This is a genomic window from Oceanobacillus sp. CAU 1775, from assembly GCF_054482815.1.
In genome coordinates this window covers 209,030-233,285 of the sequence record NZ_JBTLRO010000004.1, presented here as the reverse complement: position 1 = coordinate 233,285, position 24,256 = coordinate 209,030, and the positions used below count along the sequence as shown (strand labels likewise).

The following is a 24,256-nucleotide window of genomic DNA, read 5'->3' as shown; positions in this document are numbered from 1 at the left end:
CTTTTATTTCTAGCTATTAAACACCAAACGCAAATTGAATTAATGTTCTTACACCTAAGTAACTAACTGCAAAGAATACTCCAATTACTACATAGGTTAAGATTACTTGAGATCTTGGTGTTTGAGTAATACCCCATGTTACAAAGAAACTCCATAATCCATTAGCAAAATGGAATACTGCTGCAATTACACCAATGATGTAGAACCAGAACATAAATGGATTGGAAAGAATTCCTTCCATTAAGCTATAGTTAGCTTCAGCATTTCCTAAACCAATTTGAACACGTGTTTCCCAAACGTGCCATGCAATAAATACTAGAGTTATAATTCCAGTCCATCTTTGTAGCTTGAACATCCAGTTACGGAAAAATCCATATCTTGACACATTATTTTTCGCAGTAAATGCTATGTATACCCCTAAAATTGCATGATACAAAATTGGCAGATAAATAATGAAAATCTCCAAAAGTATTACAAAAGGAAGACTTCCCATAAATCCTGCTGCTCTGTTAAAGCTTTCTTCTCCATACACGGCGAAATGGTTAATTACTAAATGCTGTACTAGGAAAATTCCGATCGGGACTACACCAAGTAAAGAATGCAATCTTCTCCAATAAAATTCACGTTGCCCTGCCATGTTACCCCCCCTTATATAATTGTCATTTAATATAGATCATTTTAGGTGGTAATGCTTACATATTATTCAGCAAAATCTTCTAAAATGAAACAAATCTGTAACATATTTATTGTACTTCTAACTTCATAAACCGTCAAGACAACGACTAAATTATCTACCAAATTAGCAAATTTTCGTAAAAGTACTAGATAAACTTGATAATTATCATTTTACGATAGATAATTAGAATAGCTTTTTACAAATGTCCTATCCTATATAATGATAGGACATTAAAGAGTTGCTTCATTTTAGCTAAGTAGAAACATTAGCTTGAATCTATTATTATACATACATAGTATTTCTTATATTTTAACAGAAAGTACTGTTGTTTTGGAAAGGAAGAGTTTCATGGATTTAGAAAATAAATTATCCACGATTCAGTTGGATGAATTATATACTGCTGGTGCAGGATTTGACATATTAAGATACGTAGCTCTGCCAGAACTTTTAGGTGAAGAAGCACCTACATTGCTTTATTATATGGGAAGAAATCTAGCAAGAAAATTTGAAATGCAATCGATTGAAGACGTCTGTTACATATTCGAAAAGCTCGGTATTGGAAAACTAGAACTCGTTAAAGAAAAGAAGCATAAAAGGATTTTTCATCTGTTAGCAGATTCAGTAGTTCTCCGTTTAAAAGCTTCTTTTGAAGCGGATTTTCGTCTGGAAGCAGGATTTCTCGCTGAAGCAATTAAAACGATTGATGGAATAGACTGTGAGTGTATAGAAGAAATTAACAAACGTATTCATCAGGTTCAGTTTTCAGTTATCTCTGTAAAATAAATAAAAATGCTACAAAGAAGGTAAGCACCTCTTTGTAGCATTTTTATTTTTCATTATTTATTTCTATTTCTTCTGGTTTATTTAAATGATCTATTATTTGTTGAGCTGTATTACTAGGTATACCTAGCTTGGTAATTTCTTCTATTGTTGCATCTTTAATTAGAGAAATCGATTTAAAATGCATAAGTAGCAACTTTTTTCTTTTTTCTCCAACCCCTGGTATCCCATCTAATGCAGATTGGAACAAACCTTTTCCTCGTAAATCTCGATGAAATGTAATTGCAAAGCGGTGGACCTCATCTTGAATTCTTTGCACGAGATAAAACTCTGGTGATTGTCTTTCCAGCTGAATTACTTCTGGTGGTGAACCATAGAGTAATTCACTTGTTTGGTGCTTCTCATCTTTCACCAGGCCTGCTACAGGTATATCAAGCCCTAGTTCATTTTCTAAAATGTCTAAAGCGGAGCTGATTTGACCTTTTCCACCATCAACTATAATTAAATCTGGTAATGGTAAATTTTCTTTTAAAACACGTGTATACCTTCGACGAATTACTTCTCGCATTGTTTCATAATCATCTGGACCTTCGACTGTCCTAATTTTATATTTACGATAATCTTTTTTACTCGCTCTACCGTCAACAAATACAACCATTGCTGATACAGGATTTGTTCCTTGAATATTAGAGTTATCAAAAGCTTCAATCCGGTGAGGGGTAGCGATATTTAAAATTTCACCTAAATGTTCATTTGCAAGAACTGTTCTTTTCTCATCTCGTTCAATTAATAAGAACTTTTCATTCAAAGCTATTTTTGCATTTTTTGTAGCTAATTCAACAAGTTCTTTTTTCCCGCCACGATATGGTGTATGGACATTCGCCTCTAAGAGCTCAGCTATCAGTTCATTATCAGAGCCAATAGGGAGTAGAATTTCTTTTGGCTTTAAATGATTTTGATGGAGATAAAAACGACCGATATAACTATTAAACGCCTCTTTTGCGTCGTCGTAAAAAGGAAAGATTGTTACATTTCTTTCAATTAATTTTCCTTGTCTTACAAAAAACACTTGGACACACATCCAGCCTTTATCATAGCTATAACCAAATATGTCACGATCTGTCTGATCACTAGAAGTCATTTTTTGTCTTTCCATCACAATTTCAATATGCTGAATCTGATCACGCAGTTCTTTTGCTCTTTCGAAATTGAGGGACTCACTAGCCTCGTACATTTTCTTCGTTATATTGTCTTTAATATCCTTAAAACCGCCTTCAAGAAAAGCAGCTATTTCTTGAACGATTTTTGCATAATCTTCTTTTGAAGGTGGCTGTTCACTACATGCTAAGCATTGATTTAAATGATAATAGAGACATGGCCTGCCAGGTGGGTTATTACATTTTTTTAATGGATATAATCGATCTAGTAATTTCTTTGTTTCTCTCGCTGCTATTACGTTTGGATAAGGGCCAAAGTATTTTCCTTTATCCTTTTTCACTTTTCGTGTAATGAGGAGACGAGGGTGTCTTTCGGAAGTTATTTTCAAATATGGATAAGACTTATCATCCTTCAGCATGACATTATATTTTGGGTCATACTTTTTAATTAAGTTCATTTCCAGAATCAAAGCTTCTAATTCTGATGAAGTGACAAAGTACTCAAAGTCTACAATTTCTTGTACCAATCTTTGCGTTTTACGATCGTTTGCACCAGTGAAGTAAGAACGAACACGATTTCTTAATTTCTTTGACTTCCCAACATAAATAATCGTGCCATGTTTGTCTTTCATCAGATAGCATCCTGGATTTGGTGGTAGTATTTCTAATTTTGATTTTATATTATCGTTCATTGTAATCAATCCTTATATTTCAGAAAAATCCCTTGTTAAAGTCAACAAGGGATTTTTAGTTTCGTTATTTAATTGTACACAAATTAAGCGTGTTTGTTAATTAAATTTGTTAAAGCTTCTTTTGGTTGGAAACCAATTGCTTGGTCTACAACATTTCCGTCTTTCATTAAAAGTAATGTTGGAATACTCATTACTCCATATTTACTTGCTGTTTCTTGGTTGTCATCAACGTCTAATTTGACGATTTTTACTTTATCTGCCATTTCGCCATCAATCTCTTCTAAAACCGGTGCAATCATTTTACAAGGTCCACACCATGGAGCCCAGAAGTCAACGAGAACGAGTCCGTCAGAAGTAGATTCAGCAAAGTTTTGATCAGTTACGTGTGAAATTGCCATTCTTATTTCCTCCTTTAATAAATATCATCTTGCTTAATAAGAAGTATATCACCGTTGTTATTCACTGCCTAATATTATGCTTTTGAAAATAACGGCTCTTTATAAAAAGAGACCAACCTTTACATTAAAGGAGTTGGTCTCTAAGTAAATTATGCTTTTACAGCTTTAATTTCTTCGATCAATGCTGGGAGTATCTCGAATAGGTCTCCGACAATTCCATAATCTGCAATGTTGAAGATATTTGCTTCAGGATCTTTGTTGATTGCAACGATTACTTTAGAGTTAGACATACCTGCCAAGTGTTGGATTGCACCCGAAATACCAACTGCAATATATAGATCCGGAGTAACTACTTTACCTGTTTGTCCGATTTGTAAAGAATAATCACAGTAATCAGCGTCACAAGCTCCACGTGAAGCTCCAACTGCAGCACCTAATACATCTGCAAGTGCATATAGTTCGTCAAAACCTTCTTTACTTTTCACACCTCGTCCACCTGCGATAACAATGTTTGCTTCAGATAAGTCAACACCTTCAGAAGTCTTTCTTACCACTTCTTTTACAATGGTACGAATATCTGCAACTTCAACATCTTTAGAAGTGATTTCACCAGTTCTAGAATCATCACGTTCTAACATTGCTATGTTATTCGGACGGATTGTAGCAAAGATAAGTCCAGCTGTAATCATTTTTCTTTCAAATGCTTTCCCTGAATAAATTGGACGAATGAATTCAGTTGTATCGCCATTATGTTCAATGCCGATTACATCTGACACAAGTCCTGTATCTAATTTAGCTGCAAGCTTTGGTGTTAAATCTTTTCCAATTGACGTATGACCCATTATTATTCCATCAGGGTTCTCGTCATTCGCTACAGCTAATACTGCTTGACCAAATCCTTCTGATGTATAAGCGTCTAACTTATCATGTTGGACAGTTACTACTCGATCTGCACCATAATAAATTAATTCTTGTGCTTGTTCTTCTAAGTTACTATTACCTAAAACAACACCAACTATCTCGGCATCGTTGTTAATTGTTTTTGCAGCCGCAATTGCTTCAAATGAAACATTACGTAAAGTTCCTTCTCTACCTTCAGCTATTACTAATATTTTACTCATGTCTCTACCCCTCTTCCTGTATCAATTAAAGTACTTTCTTTTCGTTTTTTAATAAAGATACTAATTCCTTCACCTGATCAGCTACTTCACCTTCAAGAACTCTTCCAGCAGCTTTTTCTTCAGGTAAGAAGATTTCAATTGTTTTCGTTTTTGGTTGAAGTTCATCTTCATCTAAATCTAAATCATCAAGTTCTAATTCTTCTAAAGGTTTCTTCTTCGCTTTCATGATCCCAGGTAAAGATGGGTAACGTGGGTCATTTAATCCTTGTTGACAAGTTACTAATAGAGGCAGAGTTGTTTCAATGATTTCAACGTCACCTTCTACGTCTTTTTCAATGTTCACTGTTTCACCATCAATTTTTAGACTTGTAATCGTAGTAACATAAGGAATCCCTAATGCTTCAGCTACCCTTGGGCCAACTTGTCCACTCGCCTCATCAATAGCAACGTTCCCAGCTAAAATTAAGTCAACATCTCTATCTTCGAAAAACGCTTCAAGAATTTTCGCAGTAGTATACTGGTCACCTTCTTCAAGGTCATCCTCTGTATTAATTAAAACTGCTTTATCAGCACCCATTGCTAGAGCAGTTCTTAATTGTTTTTCAGAATCTTCATCACCAATTGTTACAACCGTTACTTCTCCACCATGAGCATCACGTTGGAGAATTGCTTCTTCTACTGCATATTCATCATATGGATTGATGATGAACTCTGCACCATCATCGTCAATTTCCCCACCTGATACACTGATTTTTTCCTCAGTATCGAATGTCTTTTTAAGTAGTACATAGATATCCATTTATTTTCCTCCTAGTCCTTGTGTAAATATTATTTATCATTGAAATTAGGTTTTCTTTTTTCTAAGAATGCTTGAATTCCTTCTGAAGCATCTTCAGATCCAAATACTTTTCCAAATGCCCTTGCTTCAGCCTCCGCACCTTTCACTAAACGATCTGGACGGCTGTAACCTATTAACTCCATAATGTGCTCAATTGTCAGTTTACTTTTCATAGCAATTTTTTCTGCAAGCGCTTTACTTTCATTGAAAACTTCAGCGTCAGCTACTGCTTTATTTGCTAAACCGATTTTTGCTGCCTCATTACCCGAGATTGGATCACCTGACAAAATCATTTCCGTAGCTTTAGCTGCCCCTACATAATGTGGCAAACGCTGCGTTCCAGCAAACCCCGGAATTATTCCTAAGTTTAACTCTGGTAGACCGATTTTAGCATTTTCCCCTACGATTCTTATATGACAAGACATCGCTAATTCTAGTCCACCACCCAAAGCTGCACCATGAATGGCTGCAATTACTGGTAACTTGAAATCTTCAATTCTCTGAAACACTTTCTGCCCATTCAGAGCAAGAGATTCATAGTCTGAAGCCTCTTGTAAGGAAGTGAATTCCTTTATATCTGCACCTGCTGAGAAAAATCGTCCCTCTCCATGAAGTACAACTGCCTTTACTTCTGGATTTGCTTCTATTTCAGTAAGCTCTTTATCGATGTCTTTAATAATTTGACTTGATAAAGCATTAGCTGGTGGACTCTGAATTGTTAGGTAAGCTACATTATTTTTTACTTCTTTATTTAATGTACTCATCTCTTCCCCCCTCATCATCTTATATTCTAATAGATTATCTAACTTTTTGAAAATATTTACTCATATTTTTTATAAAAGTTAGTAATCAAGATTAATTAACTCTTTGCGCTATAACGCAATCCTTCTGTAATAAATTGGTGTACTTGATCTGTGAGACCAGTTAATTCGTACTTACTATCCTTCATTACCCAGTTGGTCACTACTTCATCAAGCGTTCCAAAAATCATTTGTCTTACCAAAGCTGTATTAATATCATCTCTAAATTGCTTGCTTTGTTTTCCCTCCTCTATAATCGAATCAATTATATTTAGATAAGGTTTTAAAACTTTATTGATTTGCAGTCTCAAAGAATAGTTAGATTGTCTTAATTCTAGCTGCGTAACTATTGCAAGCTTTGGATTTTCTTCGAGTTGATTAAAGTGCATGTAAATAAGTGTTTTTAATTTTGTATTGGTATCTCTTTGTTCTTTTGTAGCATTAGCAATCTTCTCGATGAATTGGCCCATTTTTTCTTCAAATAATGATACAAGTACATCTTCTTTATTTTTAAAATAAAGGTAAATTGTTCCGTCTGCTACGCCTGCTTCTTTAGCAATTTTTGAAACTTGTGATGCGTGATAGCCATTTTCTGCAATAACATTCACAGCGGCATCAATAATTTGTTGATACTTTGGTTTACTACTCTTCATGATTCTGCTCCTTAAAATATAAGATGGAAATATGAATGAACAGTCATTCATATTTCCATCTTATAAGTTTCTAGATATTATGTCAATCGTTTAGTCATTTTTCATGATACTGGTTTTGCGGTTTCTTCTTGTTTATTTAATTCTTCTTCTAGTAACTTCCTTCGTAAGATTTTACCTACAATCGTTTTTGGTAGTTCATCTCTGAATTCATATTTTCTTGGGATTTTAAATGCTGCAAGGCGTTCTCTTGTAAACGCATTCAATTCTTCTTCTGTTACTTGATGACCATCCTTTAAAACAATAAACGCTTTTACTGTCTCACCACGGTATGGATCTGGAACCCCTACAATAACTGCTTCTTGAATTGCTTCGTGCTCATATAGCACTTCTTCAACTTCGCGTGGATAAATATTAAAGCCACCTGCGATAATCATATCTTTCTTACGATCAACAACATAGAAATATCCTTTTTCATCCATATAGCCCATGTCTCCTGTATGGAACCAACCATCTTTCAAAACATTATCTGTTTCCTCTGGGTTATTCCAATAGCCTCTCATAACTTGAGGTCCTTTGACAACAATCTCTCCAGTCTCACCTGTCGGAACTTCTTCACCTGTTTCCAAGCTTACTACTTTTGCATCGGTATTTGGCCAAGGTAATCCAATACTACCATTAATGCGATTACCCCAAACAGGATTTGCATGTGTTACTGGGGAGGTTTCTGTTAAGCCATATCCTTCAACGAGTCTACCACCTGTTATTTGTTCAAATTTATCTTGAACTTCTTTTGGTAAAGCAGCTGAACCACTTATACATGCGCGTATAGAAGATAAATCATATTTACTAATATCAGGATGATTGATCAAACCGATATATATTGTTGGTGCGCCTGGGAAAAGTGTCGGTTTTTGTTTATCAATAACTTTTAAGACATCCTCAGCATTAAACTTCGGCATGAGAATCATTTTCGATGCTTGTTTCACCGCAAAGTTCATAACTGTCGTCATACCGTAAACATGGAAAAATGGTAAGACTGCAAGAACGGTTTCTTCTCCTGGTTTTGTTTTATATAACCACGCTTCACACATTTGAAGATTCGCTACTAAATTATAATGTGTTAATATAACGCCTTTCGGGTGACCAGTTGTTCCACCAGTATATTGTAATAGTGCAATATCATTTTTCGGATCAATTTCAGGTTTTTTGAATTCTGGTTTACTATTTTTCATGATATTTTGCCATACATGTGTATCTTCACTTTGTTCTACTTTTACAACCATATTATATTCCTTTTTTTGAATAAAGGGATAAATTAAGTTCTTTGGAAATGGTAAGTAATCTTTAATACCTGTTACAATCTTATGCTTTAACTTCGTTTTTCCTTGAACATTCGTGACTCTTGGTAAAAGTATATCTAAACAAATAATAATTGATGTATCCGAGTCTTTTACCTGATACTCCAATTCTCTTTCTGTATACAATGGATTTGTTTGAACAACTGTTCCCCCTGCAAATAAAATTCCATAGTAACTTATTACTGCTTGAGGACTGTTCGGTAACATAATAGCTACTTTATCCCCTTTTTGAAGCCCTAAAGATTGTAAATAATTAGCAAATTGTTTCGCTTGTGTGTAGAGTTCACCGTAACTTAGCTCTTTACCCATAAAATGAAGCGCTTTCTTTTCTGGGAATTTTGACGCAGTCTCCTCTAGGAAACTAGAGAGTGGCTTTTCTTCATAATCAATGTGGATAGGTATTTCTTTAGGATAATGGTCATGCCATAATTTAGTTACTTCCATGAAATCTCCTCCTTTTTATTATACTATACCAACATTAGTGATTAATTTCTATATTTAGAAAGTTTTTTATATAATTATATTAAAAAAACAACTCACTTCTGCTAAAATAATGAGTATTTGAGCCCAGAAGGTGAGTTGTTTAATTATATTTCAATTCTCCACTATTTATTCATATTACTTAAATATATAAAAGACACCAACTGCCAAGAAAATAATAGCTACTGCAAAAAGTATCTTTGCTAATCTTTCGAAGACCATTTCTGTCTCCCCCTTTAACTCACAATGCTTGCACCAATTACAAAGGCCATACCTATTGAGAATATCATGGAAAGTAAGCCAACTGCATTATTTCCCTTTCCAATTTCTTCGTCTACTTTTATAGTTGGAAGTAAAAATTCAAAGATGAAATAACCAGATAATAATAAAACAAAACCGAAAAATCCCCAACCTACAGTTTGAAGTAATGTATCATTATGCTCAATTGAGTAACGGAAAATAGTAGCAATACCAAAGATTTTCCCCCCAGTTGCCATCGCTACAGCAAGATTTCCTTTTTTAATTTCTTCCCAATTTTTATAGGATGTTACGAGTTCAAAAATCGCTAAAAATACAAGCGTACAAATAATTACTACACTAAATCTTGCGGCAGTAATGACAATAATGTTTTCCCAGAATCCTTCCATATGAACATCCCTTCTCCTCTGATGAGAATTATTTCAACTCTAACACAGATACTCCACTACCGCCTTCTCCACTCGCTCCCATTCTAGAAGCCGAGATAGCTGGGTGAGATTTCACAAAATCTTGCACCCCAGTTCGTAATGCACCAGTTCCTTTACCATGTATGATTGATACCTTTGAATAGCCTGCTAATAAGGCATCATCAATATACTTCTCTAGCTTTAAAATTGCATCCTCAAAACGTTCACCTCTAAGGTCAAGTTCTGGACGAACATGGTAGTTTGATCCTTTGATGGTTGCTACTGTCTTTTCAGGTTGTTGCTTTTGCTTACCTATATATTGTAAATCTTGACGTTTTGCTTTTACTTTCATAATACCGACTTGAACCATGTATTCATTCTCACTTAACTTTTCAAGAACTGACCCTTGCTGGTTTACTGTTAGTAATTTTATATCGTCACCTGGGTGGAGTTCTTTTGAGTCTGTCTTACTTGAAACTTTTTTCTTCTTCGACTTTGTTAGGTTCGGCCTTGCATCTTCAAGCATTTTTTTGGCTTCAATCCACTCATGCTCTTTCAATGTTGCGGATGTTTTCATTTTACGAACTTCTTCTACAATTATTTCTGCTTCTTCTCTAGCTTTATTTAAAGCCTTTTCTGCTTTTTCTTCAGCTTTTCTATAGATTAATTCTTTTTTATCCTCTAACGCTTGCCATTCTTTTTCAATCTCTGTGCGTAATTTTTCACTTTCCAGTAAAAATTGATGCGCTTGCTCGTATTCCTTCTCTGAATCAAGCTGAGACTTTTCTAAAGAAGCAATCATGTTTTCAACGTTCTTTGAGTCAATTCCAACTAGTCCTTTTGCTCTTTCAATGATTTCGTTGTTTAGACCTAAGCGCTTCGAAATTTCAAAAGCATTACTTCTACCAGGCACTCCAATTAATAATCGATATGTTGGTTGAAGTGACTCTACGTCAAATTCAACTGAAGCGTTAATCACATTTTCACGGTTATAACTATATGCCTTCAGCTCTGGATAGTGTGTAGTAGCAATTACTCTAGCGTCTCTCGAGATCACTTCATCAAGAATTGCCATTGCAAGAGCTGCACCTTCTCCTGGGTCTGTTCCTGAACCTAATTCATCAAATAAAACTAATGAATGTTCATCTACCTCTTCTATGATTTGAACAATATTTTTCATATGGGAAGAAAATGTACTTAAGCTTTGTTCGATTGATTGTTCATCACCAATATCTGCAAAAACATCATTGAAAACTGCCAACTGACAATCATCATGTGCAGGTATTTGTAATCCTGACTGTGCCATTATAGTACAAAGTCCAATCATTTTTAAAGTTACTGTTTTACCACCGGTATTTGGCCCGGTAATTACGATAGTTGTATAGTTTTCACCGATTTCAACATCATTCGCAACAACTTCATCATCTGGGATTAGGGGATGTCTTGCTTGCTGCATTTTAATAATCCCTTTGTTATTCATTGTCGGCTTTGCAGCTTTCATTTTTTTACTTAGTTTTGCTCTCGCTGAAATAAAATCAATTTTAGCCAAAATTTCTAAGTTCACAAGCAATGTCTCACCATTTGTAGCAATTGCTGACGATAACGCTGCTAAAATCTTTTCGATTTCTTGTTTTTCCTTTATGAGTGCTTCTTGTAACTGATTATTTAAGTCTACAACTGCCTTTGGCTCCATGAATAGCGTTTGTCCAGAAGATGATTGATCATGAACGATTCCGCCAACTTGCGAACGATACTCATGTTTAACTGGCAGCACATACCGATCATTTCTAATTGTGACAATTGAATCTGATAGCATATTACTATGTGTTCTCGTATAGCTTTCTAACTTTTCACGAACTCTTGATTCAAATGTTCGAATGGATGAACGTAAGCCTCTTAAGGTTGACGATGCGTTATCCAAAACATCTCCATTGTCATCGATACATGCTTTAATTTCTTGCTCGAGTTCTCTGAGTGAAAATACAGCCTCCGTCATACTCTTTAAGATTGGAAAGCCTTCTTCCAAACCTTCTATAAAATGCTTTAATTGTCTGCCACCATAAATAGTGTTTGCAATATCTAAACACTCTAAGGCAGAAAGTGTACCGCCAATACTCGTACGTTTTATACTTTCACGAATATCACGGATCCCCCCGAATGGTATTGCTTTATTTAATCTTAATATCTGGACAGCCTCATCCGTTTCTTCTTGCAAAAGATTCACTTCGTCTAGGTCAATACTAGGTGTAATTTTACGTGCTAGTTGCTTACCTAAGGAGGTTTCTGCATGCTTTATTAACTGCTCGATAATTTTGTTAAATTCTAATACTCGCTTCACGCGATCGTTCATAAAAAACACCTCTATTTATTACGATTAAAGAAATCAATTAGTTTTTCTTTTGTCCATGTATTTAATACTGTTTCTGGTCTAATAAAGCCTTTTTTTGCTATACTTACGCCATAATTCATGTCATCTAACATTTGGTAATTATGAGCGTCTGTATTGATTGCAAGCTTAACGCCAGCCTCTTGTGCAAGTCGCAACCAGTGGGCTGCTAAATCTAAACGATTAGGGTTTGCATTCAATTCAAGCGCTGTATTTGTTTCTTTCGCTTTTTCAATAAGTTTCTCTACGTTAACAGAATAACCATCCCGGCGACCAAGTAATCTTCCGGTCGGATGGGCGATAAGTGAGACATATGGATTTTCAAGTGCATGAAATAGTCTTTCCATGATTTTATCTTCACTTTGATTAAAACTAGAGTGAATAGCTGCAATAACATAGTCCATTTCTTTTAGAAATTCATTTGAAAAGTCTAACGTAGCATCTGGCAATATATCCATCTCTACCCCTGCAAAAATATGGATGTCTTGATACTTTTCATTTAGCTTTAAAATTTCTTCGCGCTGTTGTCTAAGACGAGTTTCATTCAATCCATTGGCGACCCTTAGATACTTTGAGTGATCAGTGATTGCTATATATTCATAGCCTTTTGCTCTTGCTTTATTCACCATTTCCTCTAATGATTGGGCACCATCACTCCAAGTCGTATGCATGTGGATATCTCCGCGTATATCTTCAAGCTCGATAAACCTTTGTTCTTCTTTAAATAAATCAAGTTCTCCCACAGCTTCGCGCATTTCTGGTGGAATAAAGTTTAGTCCAAAATGCTCAAAGAACTCCTTTTCAGTTGAGAACTGAAGGACTTCATTTGTAGCTTCTACCTCAACACCATATTCATTAATTTTTTCACCACGGGATTTTGCGAGCTGGCGCATCGCTACATTATGATCCTTTGATCCTGTAAAATGATGAAGTGTCGTTGCAAACTCTTCAGGTTTTACGATGCGAAAATCTACATTAATATCAAATACTTCCTCTATTGTAACAGAGACTTTCGTATCACCTTTAGCAATTACCTCTTTTATTGTCGGGTATTTTAATAACTCTTCTTTGACTATCGTTGGCTCATCTGAAGCGATGATATAATCTAAATCTTTAATTGTTTCTTGCATTCGTCGCAGACTACCTGCTTGTGAGTATTGTTTGACAGCTTTAATTGTATCCAAGTATGCTATTATTTTCTCTGCAATTGGAAGCATAATAGCTATGGATAAGCGTTCAGGACGCTTCCCTGACTCTTCAAGAGCGAGAAGGATATTTTCTACTGTCTTTTTACCGAAGCCTGATAGTTTCTCTACTTCGCCATTTTCACAAGCGTGTTTTAATGTGTCAGCATCAATAATATTTAGTTCTTTATACAGGCGAGATAGTTTTTTACCACCTAAGCCCGGAACACTTAATAAGGCAATCAACCCTTCAGGAATTTCTGATTGAAGCAATTCTAATTCTGATGATTTTCCTTCTGTTATGTATTCGGTGATTACTGCTCCAGTGCCTTTTCCGATGCCTTTGATTTTCGTAAAATCTTCTATCTCATCTAGAGAGCGTTGATCTAACTCTAATGATTGGGCAGCTTTTCTATAAGCAGAGATTTTAAATGGATTTTCTCCTTTTAATTCTAGGTATGTTGCTATTGTTTCTAATAAATTTATGACATTCTTTTTATTAATCTTCATGTTTAAATCACCTAATCTTTATATATTTCAATTATCGTATGTTGAACGTAAAAAAAGACCTATTTTCGTTGTTAGATACTATTCTACACGCTCTGCAGAAGTATTACTAATACGACGAATTGGTCTTTAGTTACGAATGTGAAGCAACTATTATTCCTTCATTACATATGTAGTGATTAACTCAAATAGTTTTTCAGAAAAATATGGTGTGTTCTCTAGCATGAAAAGTGCAAGAGATGAATTGTTGATTGCATCAAGTATTGGTTCGACTGGCGCGAGGGCAAGAATAAATAAAATAATGAAAACAATTAAATAGACTTCCACAAACCCTAATGCAGCACCCGCTAGTTTATTAACCGATCTTATTAAAGGGATAGATGCAACAAAATCTAGCATAGAAGCGATAATTTGTAATAGAATTTTTACTGCAAAGAAAATAATAGCAAAAGATATAATACTATAAAATGATAATTCTAATGGTAGTACTTGTAAAAATTCAGCCCATTTTCCATCATCTGAAACTTCTCGATATGGAATCCATAATTTTAATTTTTCGGCTAAATCATCATAATACATTGCTGCCACGATAAATGCTGTTATGAAACCAATTAAATGTAGTAATTGCAAAATAAATCCTCTATTTAGACCAATAAACAAGCCAAATAGTAATAAAATAATAATAATTAAATCAAGCATTTCTTATTGATCCTCTTTCCTTTTAATAGAACCTAATAATTTTGCATAATCTTCTTTTAGTTTTAGATAGTCATTCATTGTATTTACTGCTGTTAGTACAGCTAGTTTTGTTGAATCTAAATGACGATTGTGTTGATGAATCTCATTCATTTTTTGATCGACTAGACTAGCAACCAAATCAACATGGCTTTCTGACTCATTTCCAATAATCGTATATGTTTTATTATAAATTTCTACACTTATTTTACTTTTCTTCTGTTCAGTCATGGTGGTTCTCCCCCCAACAATGCTACAATTCATGATACCATACGTTTTTTATAAAAAGAAGCATTTTCTTGCCTTCTAAGATTTCTATATAAAACATATATATTAAATTATCGTTTGAGATGTTTTATACCGGTAACTTTATCATTAATAAAGAATGTAAAAAATGTTGTACGTTGATTTATAGCAACGTACAACATTTTTATAATGAATAAATTATGATCGGACATAGCCGTTATATTTATCTGCAACTGCTTTTACTACTTGTTGATAGGAAGCTTCTACTTCGTCATCTTTTAATGTTTTTTCTGGATCTTGGTAAACGAGATGATAAGCGATTGATTTCTTACCTTCTTCTAGATGCTCTCCTTCATATACATCAAAGATATCTACTTGTTTTACTAAAGGAGCACCAATTTCATAGATAAGTGTTTTTACATCACCTGCTGATATATCCTCATCTAAGATGAATGCAATATCGCGTGTAATTGCTGGGTATCTAGGAATACCAGTAAAGCTTGGAATATTCTCGTATGCATCTATTACTGCATCAAAATGGATGTCAAATACATACACTTCTTTTAAGTCCGCTTCTTTGGCAAGTCTTGGATGTAGTTGTCCAAGAAAACCAATAACCTCATTGTTCCGTTTAATTACTGCAGTACGGCCTGGATGCATGTCATTTAGTTGTGCTTGCTCGAAAGTCACGTCTAGCTTCAATAAATCAAATAAACCTTCCACTATTCCTTTCACAACATAGAAATCTACCGGCTTCACTTCTGCTTGCCATTTATTTTCTAGCCAGTTTCCAGTCATTGCTCCTGAAAGACGTGAGATTTCTTGCGGTTGCTTTGAAATAACTTTTTCGTCAGAAACGAAAATGGAGCCAGCTTCATAATAAGCAATATTTGATTGATTACGTGCACTATTGTACGTAAGTGAACGAATTAAATCAGGAAGAATACTTAATCTTAAATACTTATGATCCTCACTCATTGGTTTGGATAACTCAACAGGTACTGGATTTTGTTCTAAAATCTCTGGGCTAATAAGTTTTTCACTATTTGCTTCATCAGTTAAAGAATAGGTTCTATTCTCCATTAGACCAACGCCCTGTAGGTAAGCTTTTACTTCCCGTTTTACCCTTTGTGCTTCGCTTAATCTTCCTACTTGTCCTTCACTACTAGGCAAAGTAAATGGTAAATTATCATAGCCATACATTCTTGCGACTTCCTCTAACATATCTTCGAAAATCGTAATGTCTTGTCTTCTTGTAGGAACCGAAATTTTAAAGTCCTTTTCACTTTGTTCGAAGTTAAACTTTAATCGTTTTAGAATCGAAGCAATCTCTTCTTTGGAAATAGATGAACCTAATCTATCATTTACTTTATCCGTATTAATTTCAACTGTTTTTTCATCATAATTTAAAGTGTCGTGCTCGCTGACCCCATGTACAACTTTACCATCTGCATACTTCTCTAAAAGATGACAAGCGCGTAAACCAGCTTTCTTAACACGATTTGGATCTACACCTTTTTCAAATCTTGTACTTGATTCACTGCGAAGTCCTGTTTGTTTAACAGTTCTTCTAACGGATGACGAATCAAAATACGCTGCTTCTAATAAAATCGTTCTCGTTTCATTAGTCACTTCTGAATCTGCTCCACCCATAACACCTGCTAAAGCAGTTGGTACCGAACCATTTGTAATTACGAGATTCTCAGCAGTCAATTTGCGAGTTTGCTTGTCGAGGGTCACCATTTCCTCGCCCTCATTTGCTCGACGTACAACTATGTTGTTGGAATCAAATTTTTCATAATCAAACGCATGTAGGGGTTGTCCATATTCTAATAACACATAGTTTGTGATATCAACTACATTATTAATCGGACGAATTCCAGCTGCCAATAAATAATTCTGCATCCATAATGGAGAGGATTTAATGACAACATCTTTTACTACAAACGCTCCATAATATGGATTTAAATCTTCTGCTTCAACCTTAACCGAAATATAATCGTGAATTGATTCATCTATTTGATTAGTCAATTCCTCTCCAGGCAACTTAATTGGTTTATCAAGAATCGCTGCAACCTCATATGCAACACCTAACATACTTAATGCATCTGCACGATTTGCCAATACATCAAGCTCTAAGATTGCATCATTTAAGTTAATCAAAGGGGCTACATCTTCTCCAGCTTCCACTGATTCAGGTAATACAAAGATTCCTTCAACAAATTCCTGTGGGATAAACTTTTCTTTAATTCCTAACTCTTGTAAAGAACAAATCATACCGTTTGATTCAACACCACGAATTTTCGCTTTCTTAATTTTGAAATTTCCTGGTAAAACAGCACCAGGTTTAGCCACAATTACTTTTTGACCTTGAGCAATGTTCGGCGCACCACAAATAATTTGTAAGTTTTCTGCTCCTACATCGACAGAGCAGATGCTTAACTTATCTGCATCTGGATGCTTTTCACATGTTAGTACATGTCCAACGACAAGATTGTCGATGGATTCACCAATATATTCGATACCTTCTATTTCAATTCCTGACTTTGTAATTCTTTCGGCTAAATCCTCAGGAGAAATTTCACCTAAATCAACATAGTTATTCAACCAATTATATGATACGTACAATGTTAACTACCTCCTTAAGCATGATGATATTGTTTTAGGAAACGAATATCATTCGTGTAAAAACTGCGAATGTCATCTACACCATATTTGAGCATCGCAATACGATCTGGTCCCATTCCAAATGCAAATCCTGTATATTCATTCGGATCATAGCCACCCATTTCCAATACTTTCGGGTGAACCATTCCTGCACCTAAAATTTCAATCCAACCTGTTCCTTTACATACATTACAACCTTCTCCATTACATACCTTACAAGAAATATCCATTTCTACAGATGGTTCTGTAAACGGGAAGAAACTTGGTCGAAGTCTAATATCACGATCTTCTCCAAACATTTTCTTAGCGAAAATATTCAAGGTCCCTTTCAAGTCACTCATACGAATGTTTTTATCAATGAGTAATCCTTCGATTTGAGTAAATTGATGTGAATGCGTAGCGTCATCACTATCTCGGCGATAGACCTTACCAGGACAAATGATTTTTATCGGCTTTTCACCTTTAGCTTCTTGCATTGTACGTGCTTGCACTGGTGAAGTGTGCGTTCTTAGTAGTAACTCATTTGTAATATAAAACGAATCCTGCATATCTCTAGCAGGGTGGTCTTTTGGAAGGTTTAATGCTTCGAAGTTATAATAATCTGTTTCTACTTCTGGACCTTCTTTCACTTCATAGCCTAAACCAATAAATAAATCTTCAATCTCTTCAACGATACTTGTTAATAAATGTGGCCCACCGACATTAACTTTACGACCAGGTAATGTCACATCAATAGTCTCCATTTTTAACTGCTCTTCTAATGCTGCATCTTCAAGGACTTTTTGTTTTTCTTCGATTGCTTCTGTAATTGTGTTACGTACTGTATTTGCGACTTCTCCAATGATAGGTCGCTCTTCTGGGGATAACTTACCCATTCCTTTTAATACTTGAGTAATCGATCCCTTTTTACCTAAAAAAGCAACACGTGTGTCTTGAAGGTCTTTCATTTCTTCTACTTCTGAAATTTGATTCAGAGCCTCTTGTTGCAAAGCCTCTAACTGATCCTTCATCATTTATTCCTCCTTAAATAAGTTAAAAAAAACAAATAAAAAAACCCCTCCCTAAAAAGGGACGAGGTTATTATTTCGCGGTACCACCCTTGTTGACAGTATAAATAAACTGTCCAACTTGTTTTGATAACGGATTAGAGTCCGGAACACCTTTATTTGCATAAAACAAAGTCCAAGTGTCTGCTCCAGAGTGAAAATGTACGCTTACAACAATAGAAATGTTTACAGTCTAAGACATCTCTTCCCTGAATTGCTGTGTACTATCGTACAAGGCTCTTTCAAAGCTTTATTATAATTATATTCATTATAGATAATTTACTCATTTGATGCAACTCTAATTCTTTAAGTGATACATTAAAATCCCTGCCGCTATCGCTACATTCAAAGATTCAGCTTTTCCGTAAATCGGAATAGTAACTCGTTTATCAGCAGTATTTAATAGCTGACTGTCGACACCAGCACCTTCATTTCCTAAAAGAACCGCAACCTTCTTAGGAATCGCAAGGTCCTGGTAGCGTGTTGCATCTTCTAAAGCTGTCGCCCAAATTTCAAATCCTTCTTCCTTTAACGTTGCAATCTTTTCCCCCAGGTCGGCAGTGTAAATTGGAACATGGAAAAGAGAACCCTGTGTTGCACGGATAACCTTGTCATTGTACAAATCAACGGTGCCCTCACCTAAAATAACTGCGTCGATCCCAGCAGCATCAGCTGTTCGAATGATAGTGCCTAAGTTCCCAGGGTCTTGTATTCTGTCAATTAATAAAATATGATTACCTATTAATTGTTCTTCCTCTGGGATTGATAAGACAGCTGCAATTCCTTGTGGTGTTGTCGTTTGTGAAACTTCTTGGAATACTTGTTTACTAACGATCTCCACTGAATAGTCATTGGCCCACTCAGGAACTTCGGTAAACTCTTCCATAATAATTTCTATTATTTCAACATTATTTTTCCATGCTTCCTCAACCAAATGCAAGCCCTCAATTAGAAATGCACTTGCATCATTTCTACCTTTTCTCTTATGAAGCTTTTTCCATGCTTTAACTTTTTCATTTTTAATTGATGTTATCAAGATTGTCATCCTCTATCATTACATTCTTAATTAGTAAGTTTTTTAGCTCTTTTCTTTTTCTATCATACATATTATTCCATGCTTTGGTCAAACTAAGTTTATTATCTAACTAATAGGAGGAACAACTAATGGACTTAAACTTACGAAAAGCAATTCTTAGTAATATATCTGAAAATGATAAATCACAATTAGAAGCAACAATTGTTGATGCGATTCAAAATGGTGAAGAAAAGATGTTACCTGGTCTAGGTGTACTATTTGAATTAATTTGGCAACAATCCGATCCATCAGCAAGAGATGAGATGGTCAATTATCTTGAATCAGGAGTAAAACAAGCGAGTATGCATTAATATTTATCTGTAAATTAGTGCAATTTCTTTGGCAACCCTATTTCTCATGATAAACTATAGCTATCATACGAAGGAAAAGAGGGCTAAAGATGTATAGAAAGATAAAAGACTTTGTTTCTGATTGGGAAAGTGCTCGGTATGGGACAATACAAATACTTGAGGCAATGACTGATGATAAGTTAGATCAGTCCATTGTTAAAGGACATAGCACATTAGGATGGCTAGGTTGGCATATCACTACTGCTCAAAGTTATTTCGGTGGATTGGTAGGTCTTGACATTCATATTCCTGGCGATTTAAAAAATGTTCCAAGTAAAACAAGTGAAATCGTTGAGGCTTATAAAGTTGTAAGTCAAGAGTTACTAACAAAGGTTGAAGAAGATTTTACAGATGAATCACTTGAAGAAAATGTCGACATGCATGGGACTCCTGCACCTCGAGGGAAAATTTTGCGCACGCTACTTGACCACCAAACTCATCATCGTGGTCAAATGACGGTATTATTGCGCCAAGCTTCCTTAAGAGTTCCAGGTGTTATGGGGCCAACAAAAGAAGATATGGAAAAATGATTGAAATCGGGACAGGATTATCATTCAGGTTATATCTGAGTGATTCCAGTCCCGACTTACTTTCTAGTACATACCCAACACTGTATTAAATTTTCCAATCACTCAACAACTACAAGTTCTACAATTATTAAATTTTCTCCCCCTTTCATTGTTATTAAATCTACCAGACTTATATTTTTCACAAAGTCTCTTGATTTCTGCTATTCATAAATCTTTCACAAAAGTTTATTTGATTATACCTTTCATTTCTTGTAAAATAGGAATAGTAAAAGTAGGAGCGATAATAATGGAAATTAGAGATTTACAACAAATGATACAATTACAAGCTATGAACACGATGACATCTGGATTTACAAATGGAAATAACAGCTCTGCTTTTCCTGACCTTGCTTTTAAACAACTACTACAGGAAAAAATAAACTTAGCAACTTCCAAAATGAATCAAACAGTTAATCCAACCGAAAATAGCATCCCATTTGGGCAGGTACCTACCCTTCCGTATGCTCAGTTTATGCAATCTCCAACAACGACTCAACCGAATCAATCGACAGCTTTTGATTCCATTGTTGCCGAAGCGAGTAGCGTATACAATATTGATCAAAAACTGATTCATTCCGTAATAAATGCTGAATCAAGTTATAATCCAAATGCAACCAGCAGATCTGGTGCCGAGGGACTTATGCAATTAATGCCTGGTACAGCTCGTGGCTTAGGTGTTGTTAACTCCTATGACCCAAGAGAAAATGTATTTGGTGGGACAAAATATTTAAGACAAATGTTAGATAAATATAACCAAAATGTTGAACTCGCGCTTGCGGCTTATAACGCGGGACCAGGTAACGTCGATCGATATAATGGTATACCACCATTTACGGAAACAAGAAATTACGTTACTAAAGTAATGAATAGTTATTTAGCATAGAAAAAACAGCAAGTTGATATTATTCAACTTGCTGTTTTTATTATGCTAAAATTAATTCTTTTACTGTTTCATTATCTAACTTCTTAATTACTTCTACAATTAGTTTCACTGCATTTTCAAAATCATCACGATGTAACATTGCAGCATGTGAATGGATGTAACGACTTGCAACAGTAATAGAAAGTGATGGAACACCATTTGCTGTTAAATGGATCGCACCTGAATCTGTTCCACCGCCAGCAATCGAAGTATATTGATATGGTATTTCTTTCTCGTCAGCTGTTTTTAGAACGAGCTCACGTAAGCCCTTATGAGAAATCATACTAGCATCATATAGTACGATTTGTGGGCCATCTCCAAGTTTACTGTCTGCTTCATGCGGTTTAATTCCTGGAGTATCCCCAGCAATCCCTACATCAACACCAAATCCGATATCTGGATTGATTTTATGTGCTGCTGTACGTGCCCCACGTAAGCCGACCTCTTCTTGAATTGTTCCAACACCATATACAACGTTCGGGTGATCAACATCTTTTAATTGTTTTAATACTTCAATTGCAATCGCTAAACCAATACGGTTGTCCCAAGCTTTTGCAAGTAACATTTTTTCGTTTTTCATTTGTGTGAACTCGAAATAAGGAACTACAGAATCACCAGGTGAAACTCCAAACTCTTCTGCTTCAGCCTTACTTAATGCTCCGATATCAATAAACATATCTTTGATTGCATAAGGTTTCTTGCGAGCTTCTGCTGATAAAACATGTGGAGGCTTTGAACCGATTACTCCAGTAATGTTTCCTTTTGCGCTCATAATTGTAACACGTTGTGCTAGCATTACTTGATTCCACCAGCCACCAACTGTTTGAAAGTATACAAATCCTTTATCATCTATACGAGTAACCATGAAACCTATCTCATCAAGATGTCCAGCAACCATAATTTTAGGGCCATTTTCGTCACCAACTTTTTTAGCGATCGAACTTCCTAGATTATCAGTAGTTACTTCATCTGCAAATGGTGTAATGTATTTTTCAAAAACTTCTCTTACTTCTCGTTCATTACCAGGAATTCCATTAGCATCTGTTAAATCCTTTAGCATTGTTAATGTTTCGTCTAACTTAGTCATTTTTTACTCCCTTTCTATATAAGACTTTCAGAAAATGTTCAGACTACTTTAGTATAACGTAATATTTTAGAAAAACAAAACTTGTCCCTTTAGTATCCACTATTCTGTCTTTCAAAATTTATTTCATTCTTTACAAAATATGCTTGTTGGATTGCTTCTTCTGTAAAGCCTAACAATTGTCCAAGCTTTAGATACTCGGTAAATAACTCGTTATATTTTTCTTTATTTGGATTTTCTTTAAAAAATGCTGCTTTTAAAAATATGTTATTAAATTGCTCTGTTTCACTTAATTCACTTGGTTGGAGTTTCGTATCTTCATAACGATAACTTTTCGCTAAACCAATTGACAATAAAAAGTGGATTCCATCCACATATTCGGCAAGAACGACATCATCAGCACTTCTTTTTTTAGTGCTCCAAAACTTGAAACAACGTGTTTCATTCGCGAGTTCTCCAAGTTCGACTAATAATGCTAAGTATCTTTCATTAAATAAATCTTGGCCTTCAACTTGATGATTCTTATGTATATATGAATCTAACTGCTCTTGCATAGAATAAAGCTTGTCCCAGTTCATCTTTTTCCCATCCTTTTAAAAGTTTATTAATTTTTTTTGATAAAACGAAACTTTATGTAGTGATACCTCGTAATTATAGTATATACTTTGAAAACTTAGTTGTCAGCAAGCATATCGGTGACAAACTTTATTGTATTTATGTTATAAAAGGTATGCATACTTCTTTACTACCAAGCAAGGGGATGATAGAAATGCTCGTATTATTTTTTCGATTACTTATTCTGCTTGCTATAATTCTCCTTATTTATACATGGGTTGAGTATTTGAGAAGCTCGGAAAGAAAAATGAGGATAGCTCGTAGCACAAATACATTTTACTTTGATGACGAAGCGAATAATAGTAAGAAGAATCTACAGTTTGTATATCGTGGATGTCTTTTTGAAGGGGAAAAATACGTAGGAACTACAGAGAATTCTTTTGAAGTTCTAAATATACATGTTACTGTTCGGGATCCGATAGATTTGCACGGGATAACACGGGATGACCTATATTTTTTAGAAAATGAAATACTTTTGCGCTATCCCCATGCTAGAATTGAATGGAAACATCCGATAAGTCAACTGATTTTAACTCCTATTGAGTGAGCTTTCATACACTCAAATAGGAGTTAATTTGTGTTACTCGCTAAAGGAAAGAAATCCTTCCATTTTATAATTATTTCTTTTTTTCTTAGAAGGTAAAGAATAGGTAGTAATAGTACCATAATAATAGAAATTAAGACCGGTGACAGGTTAGAAATGGTACCACCAATTGAAGTATAAATAAATGCCAGAGGTATATTTGAAAGCAGAGATGCTTTCGCGTAGTCTTTGAATCCAGAAGTGATTTGAATAAGGCAAAGCGATAATAGATGAAAATGAATAAACGGAATTAATCTTAGAATGATAATTTGTGACTTAGTCAGCTCGCTACGTTCTCCTAACACCCTCTCTTTTATTCGAGAAAGACTTTTTGATGTATTTGGTAATTTAAAGTAAATACCATAAAATAAAATACTAGAAATGGTTACACCTATTAGCGAATAAATACTTCCAGCTACTGGACCAAATAAAATTCCTCCTGTTATACAAATGAATACAACTGGAATAAAAAGGAATGGCCTTAAAAGATGAAAGCAAATAAACAGGAGCGGTGCAAATAAACCACCAACTTCAATAAAATTTATGACGTTCATGCTAATCGCTTCCATAGTTTCCTCCCTCTATTCGTTAGTAGGATACTTTACGTGTTTAGGAAGAACAATAATGTACTTTTTCTATTGCCAGCAAATCACTTGCTACTTTATCTAT

The 24,256-nt window shown here is 35.0% G+C and carries 24 protein-coding genes; 5 read left to right on the top strand and 19 right to left on the bottom strand.

Annotated elements, in window-relative coordinates:
* Nucleotides 1-16 precede the first annotated feature (16 nt).
* On the bottom strand, nt 17-637 hold the full coding sequence (locus ACXYMZ_RS09075; protein ID WP_458948073.1) for a succinate dehydrogenase cytochrome b558 subunit: 621 nt from the start codon (nt 635-637) through the stop codon (nt 17-19).
* A gap of 387 nt (nt 638-1,024) precedes the next feature.
* Here ACXYMZ_RS09075 and ACXYMZ_RS09070 point away from each other — a divergent pair, with 387 nt between their 5' ends.
* Nucleotides 1,025-1,459 carry a YslB family protein gene (locus ACXYMZ_RS09070; protein ID WP_458948072.1) on the top strand — a complete coding sequence of 145 codons (435 nt, stop codon included), beginning with the start codon at nt 1,025-1,027 and terminating at the stop codon, nt 1,457-1,459.
* 43 nt (nt 1,460-1,502) lie between these two features.
* Here the strand turns inward: ACXYMZ_RS09070 and uvrC are convergent, their stop codons facing one another.
* From uvrC to ACXYMZ_RS08995, 15 genes are all read right to left on the bottom strand, one after another.
* On the bottom strand, nt 1,503-3,305 hold the full coding sequence (uvrC, locus tag ACXYMZ_RS09065; protein WP_458948071.1) for an excinuclease ABC subunit UvrC: 1,803 nt from the start codon (nt 3,303-3,305) through the stop codon (nt 1,503-1,505).
* A gap of 83 nt (nt 3,306-3,388) precedes the next feature.
* Complete coding sequence (trxA, locus tag ACXYMZ_RS09060; protein WP_458948070.1) at nt 3,389-3,703, bottom strand: thioredoxin; 315 nt, start codon at nt 3,701-3,703, stop codon at nt 3,389-3,391.
* Between the two features lie 149 nt (nt 3,704-3,852).
* A complete protein-coding gene (locus ACXYMZ_RS09055) occupies nt 3,853-4,824 on the bottom strand; it encodes an electron transfer flavoprotein subunit alpha/FixB family protein (protein ID WP_458948069.1) in 972 nt (323 codons plus the stop codon).
* Nucleotides 4,825-4,849: 25 nt separating this feature from the next.
* Nucleotides 4,850-5,623, bottom strand: a complete 774-nt coding sequence (locus tag ACXYMZ_RS09050) for an electron transfer flavoprotein subunit beta/FixA family protein (RefSeq protein WP_458948068.1) — start codon at nt 5,621-5,623, stop codon at nt 4,850-4,852.
* A 29-nt stretch (nt 5,624-5,652) separates the two neighbouring features.
* On the bottom strand, nt 5,653-6,426 hold the full coding sequence (locus ACXYMZ_RS09045; RefSeq protein WP_458948067.1) for an enoyl-CoA hydratase: 774 nt from the start codon (nt 6,424-6,426) through the stop codon (nt 5,653-5,655).
* Between the two features lie 95 nt (nt 6,427-6,521).
* Complete coding sequence (locus ACXYMZ_RS09040; protein ID WP_458948066.1) at nt 6,522-7,115, bottom strand: TetR/AcrR family transcriptional regulator; 594 nt, start codon at nt 7,113-7,115, stop codon at nt 6,522-6,524.
* A 101-nt stretch (nt 7,116-7,216) separates the two neighbouring features.
* A complete protein-coding gene (locus ACXYMZ_RS09035) occupies nt 7,217-8,917 on the bottom strand; it encodes a long-chain-fatty-acid--CoA ligase (RefSeq protein ID WP_458948065.1) in 1,701 nt (566 codons plus the stop codon).
* Between the two features lie 272 nt (nt 8,918-9,189).
* The gene (locus ACXYMZ_RS09030; RefSeq protein WP_458948064.1) at nt 9,190-9,600 is read right to left on the bottom strand and encodes a DUF350 domain-containing protein; all 411 of its coding nucleotides are present in this window, start codon (nt 9,598-9,600) and stop codon (nt 9,190-9,192) included.
* A 28-nt stretch (nt 9,601-9,628) separates the two neighbouring features.
* Nucleotides 9,629-11,968, bottom strand: a complete 2,340-nt coding sequence (locus ACXYMZ_RS09025; protein ID WP_458948063.1) for an endonuclease MutS2 — start codon at nt 11,966-11,968, stop codon at nt 9,629-9,631.
* Between the two features lie 11 nt (nt 11,969-11,979).
* On the bottom strand, nt 11,980-13,698 hold the full coding sequence (polX, locus tag ACXYMZ_RS09020) for a DNA polymerase/3'-5' exonuclease PolX (protein WP_458948061.1): 1,719 nt from the start codon (nt 13,696-13,698) through the stop codon (nt 11,980-11,982).
* Nucleotides 13,699-13,848: 150 nt separating this feature from the next.
* Nucleotides 13,849-14,394, bottom strand: coding sequence for a CvpA family protein (locus ACXYMZ_RS09015; RefSeq protein ID WP_458948060.1), 546 nt, complete (start codon nt 14,392-14,394; stop codon nt 13,849-13,851).
* 3 nt (nt 14,395-14,397) lie between these two features.
* The gene (gene zapA / locus ACXYMZ_RS09010) at nt 14,398-14,661 is read right to left on the bottom strand and encodes a cell division protein ZapA (RefSeq protein ID WP_458948059.1); all 264 of its coding nucleotides are present in this window, start codon (nt 14,659-14,661) and stop codon (nt 14,398-14,400) included.
* A gap of 213 nt (nt 14,662-14,874) precedes the next feature.
* Nucleotides 14,875-17,304, bottom strand: coding sequence for a phenylalanine--tRNA ligase subunit beta (gene pheT, locus ACXYMZ_RS09005; RefSeq protein WP_458948058.1), 2,430 nt, complete (start codon nt 17,302-17,304; stop codon nt 14,875-14,877).
* A 14-nt stretch (nt 17,305-17,318) separates the two neighbouring features.
* Nucleotides 17,319-18,353: a phenylalanine--tRNA ligase subunit alpha gene (gene pheS / locus ACXYMZ_RS09000; protein WP_458948057.1), complete on the bottom strand. Its 1,035-nt coding sequence runs from the start codon at nt 18,351-18,353 to the stop codon at nt 17,319-17,321.
* Nucleotides 18,354-18,687: 334 nt separating this feature from the next.
* Nucleotides 18,688-19,425, bottom strand: a complete 738-nt coding sequence (locus ACXYMZ_RS08995; protein ID WP_458948056.1) for a TrmH family RNA methyltransferase — start codon at nt 19,423-19,425, stop codon at nt 18,688-18,690.
* A gap of 128 nt (nt 19,426-19,553) precedes the next feature.
* Here ACXYMZ_RS08995 and sspI point away from each other — a divergent pair, with 128 nt between their 5' ends.
* From sspI to ACXYMZ_RS08980, 3 genes are all read left to right on the top strand, one after another.
* Nucleotides 19,554-19,775 carry a small acid-soluble spore protein SspI gene (gene sspI / locus ACXYMZ_RS08990; RefSeq protein WP_458948055.1) on the top strand — a complete coding sequence of 74 codons (222 nt, stop codon included), beginning with the start codon at nt 19,554-19,556 and terminating at the stop codon, nt 19,773-19,775.
* Between the two features lie 89 nt (nt 19,776-19,864).
* Nucleotides 19,865-20,344 (top strand): DinB family protein, encoded by a 480-nt coding sequence (locus tag ACXYMZ_RS08985; RefSeq protein WP_458948054.1) that lies wholly within the window; start codon nt 19,865-19,867, stop codon nt 20,342-20,344.
* Between the two features lie 286 nt (nt 20,345-20,630).
* Complete coding sequence (locus tag ACXYMZ_RS08980) at nt 20,631-21,266, top strand: lytic transglycosylase domain-containing protein (RefSeq protein ID WP_458948053.1); 636 nt, start codon at nt 20,631-20,633, stop codon at nt 21,264-21,266.
* 40 nt (nt 21,267-21,306) lie between these two features.
* Here ACXYMZ_RS08980 and ACXYMZ_RS08975 read toward each other — a convergent pair whose 3' ends face one another.
* Nucleotides 21,307-22,392 carry a M42 family metallopeptidase gene (locus ACXYMZ_RS08975; RefSeq protein ID WP_458948052.1) on the bottom strand — a complete coding sequence of 362 codons (1,086 nt, stop codon included), beginning with the start codon at nt 22,390-22,392 and terminating at the stop codon, nt 21,307-21,309.
* 89 nt (nt 22,393-22,481) lie between these two features.
* On the bottom strand, nt 22,482-22,967 hold the full coding sequence (locus ACXYMZ_RS08970; protein WP_458948051.1) for a dUTP diphosphatase: 486 nt from the start codon (nt 22,965-22,967) through the stop codon (nt 22,482-22,484).
* A gap of 191 nt (nt 22,968-23,158) precedes the next feature.
* Between ACXYMZ_RS08970 and ACXYMZ_RS08965 the strand changes: the two genes are divergently transcribed.
* The gene (locus tag ACXYMZ_RS08965) at nt 23,159-23,551 is read left to right on the top strand and encodes a sigma-w pathway protein ysdB (RefSeq protein ID WP_458948050.1); all 393 of its coding nucleotides are present in this window, start codon (nt 23,159-23,161) and stop codon (nt 23,549-23,551) included.
* A 23-nt stretch (nt 23,552-23,574) separates the two neighbouring features.
* Here ACXYMZ_RS08965 and ACXYMZ_RS08960 read toward each other — a convergent pair whose 3' ends face one another.
* Nucleotides 23,575-24,156, bottom strand: coding sequence for a TVP38/TMEM64 family protein (locus ACXYMZ_RS08960; protein WP_458948049.1), 582 nt, complete (start codon nt 24,154-24,156; stop codon nt 23,575-23,577).
* Nucleotides 24,157-24,256: the final 100 nt, after the last annotated feature.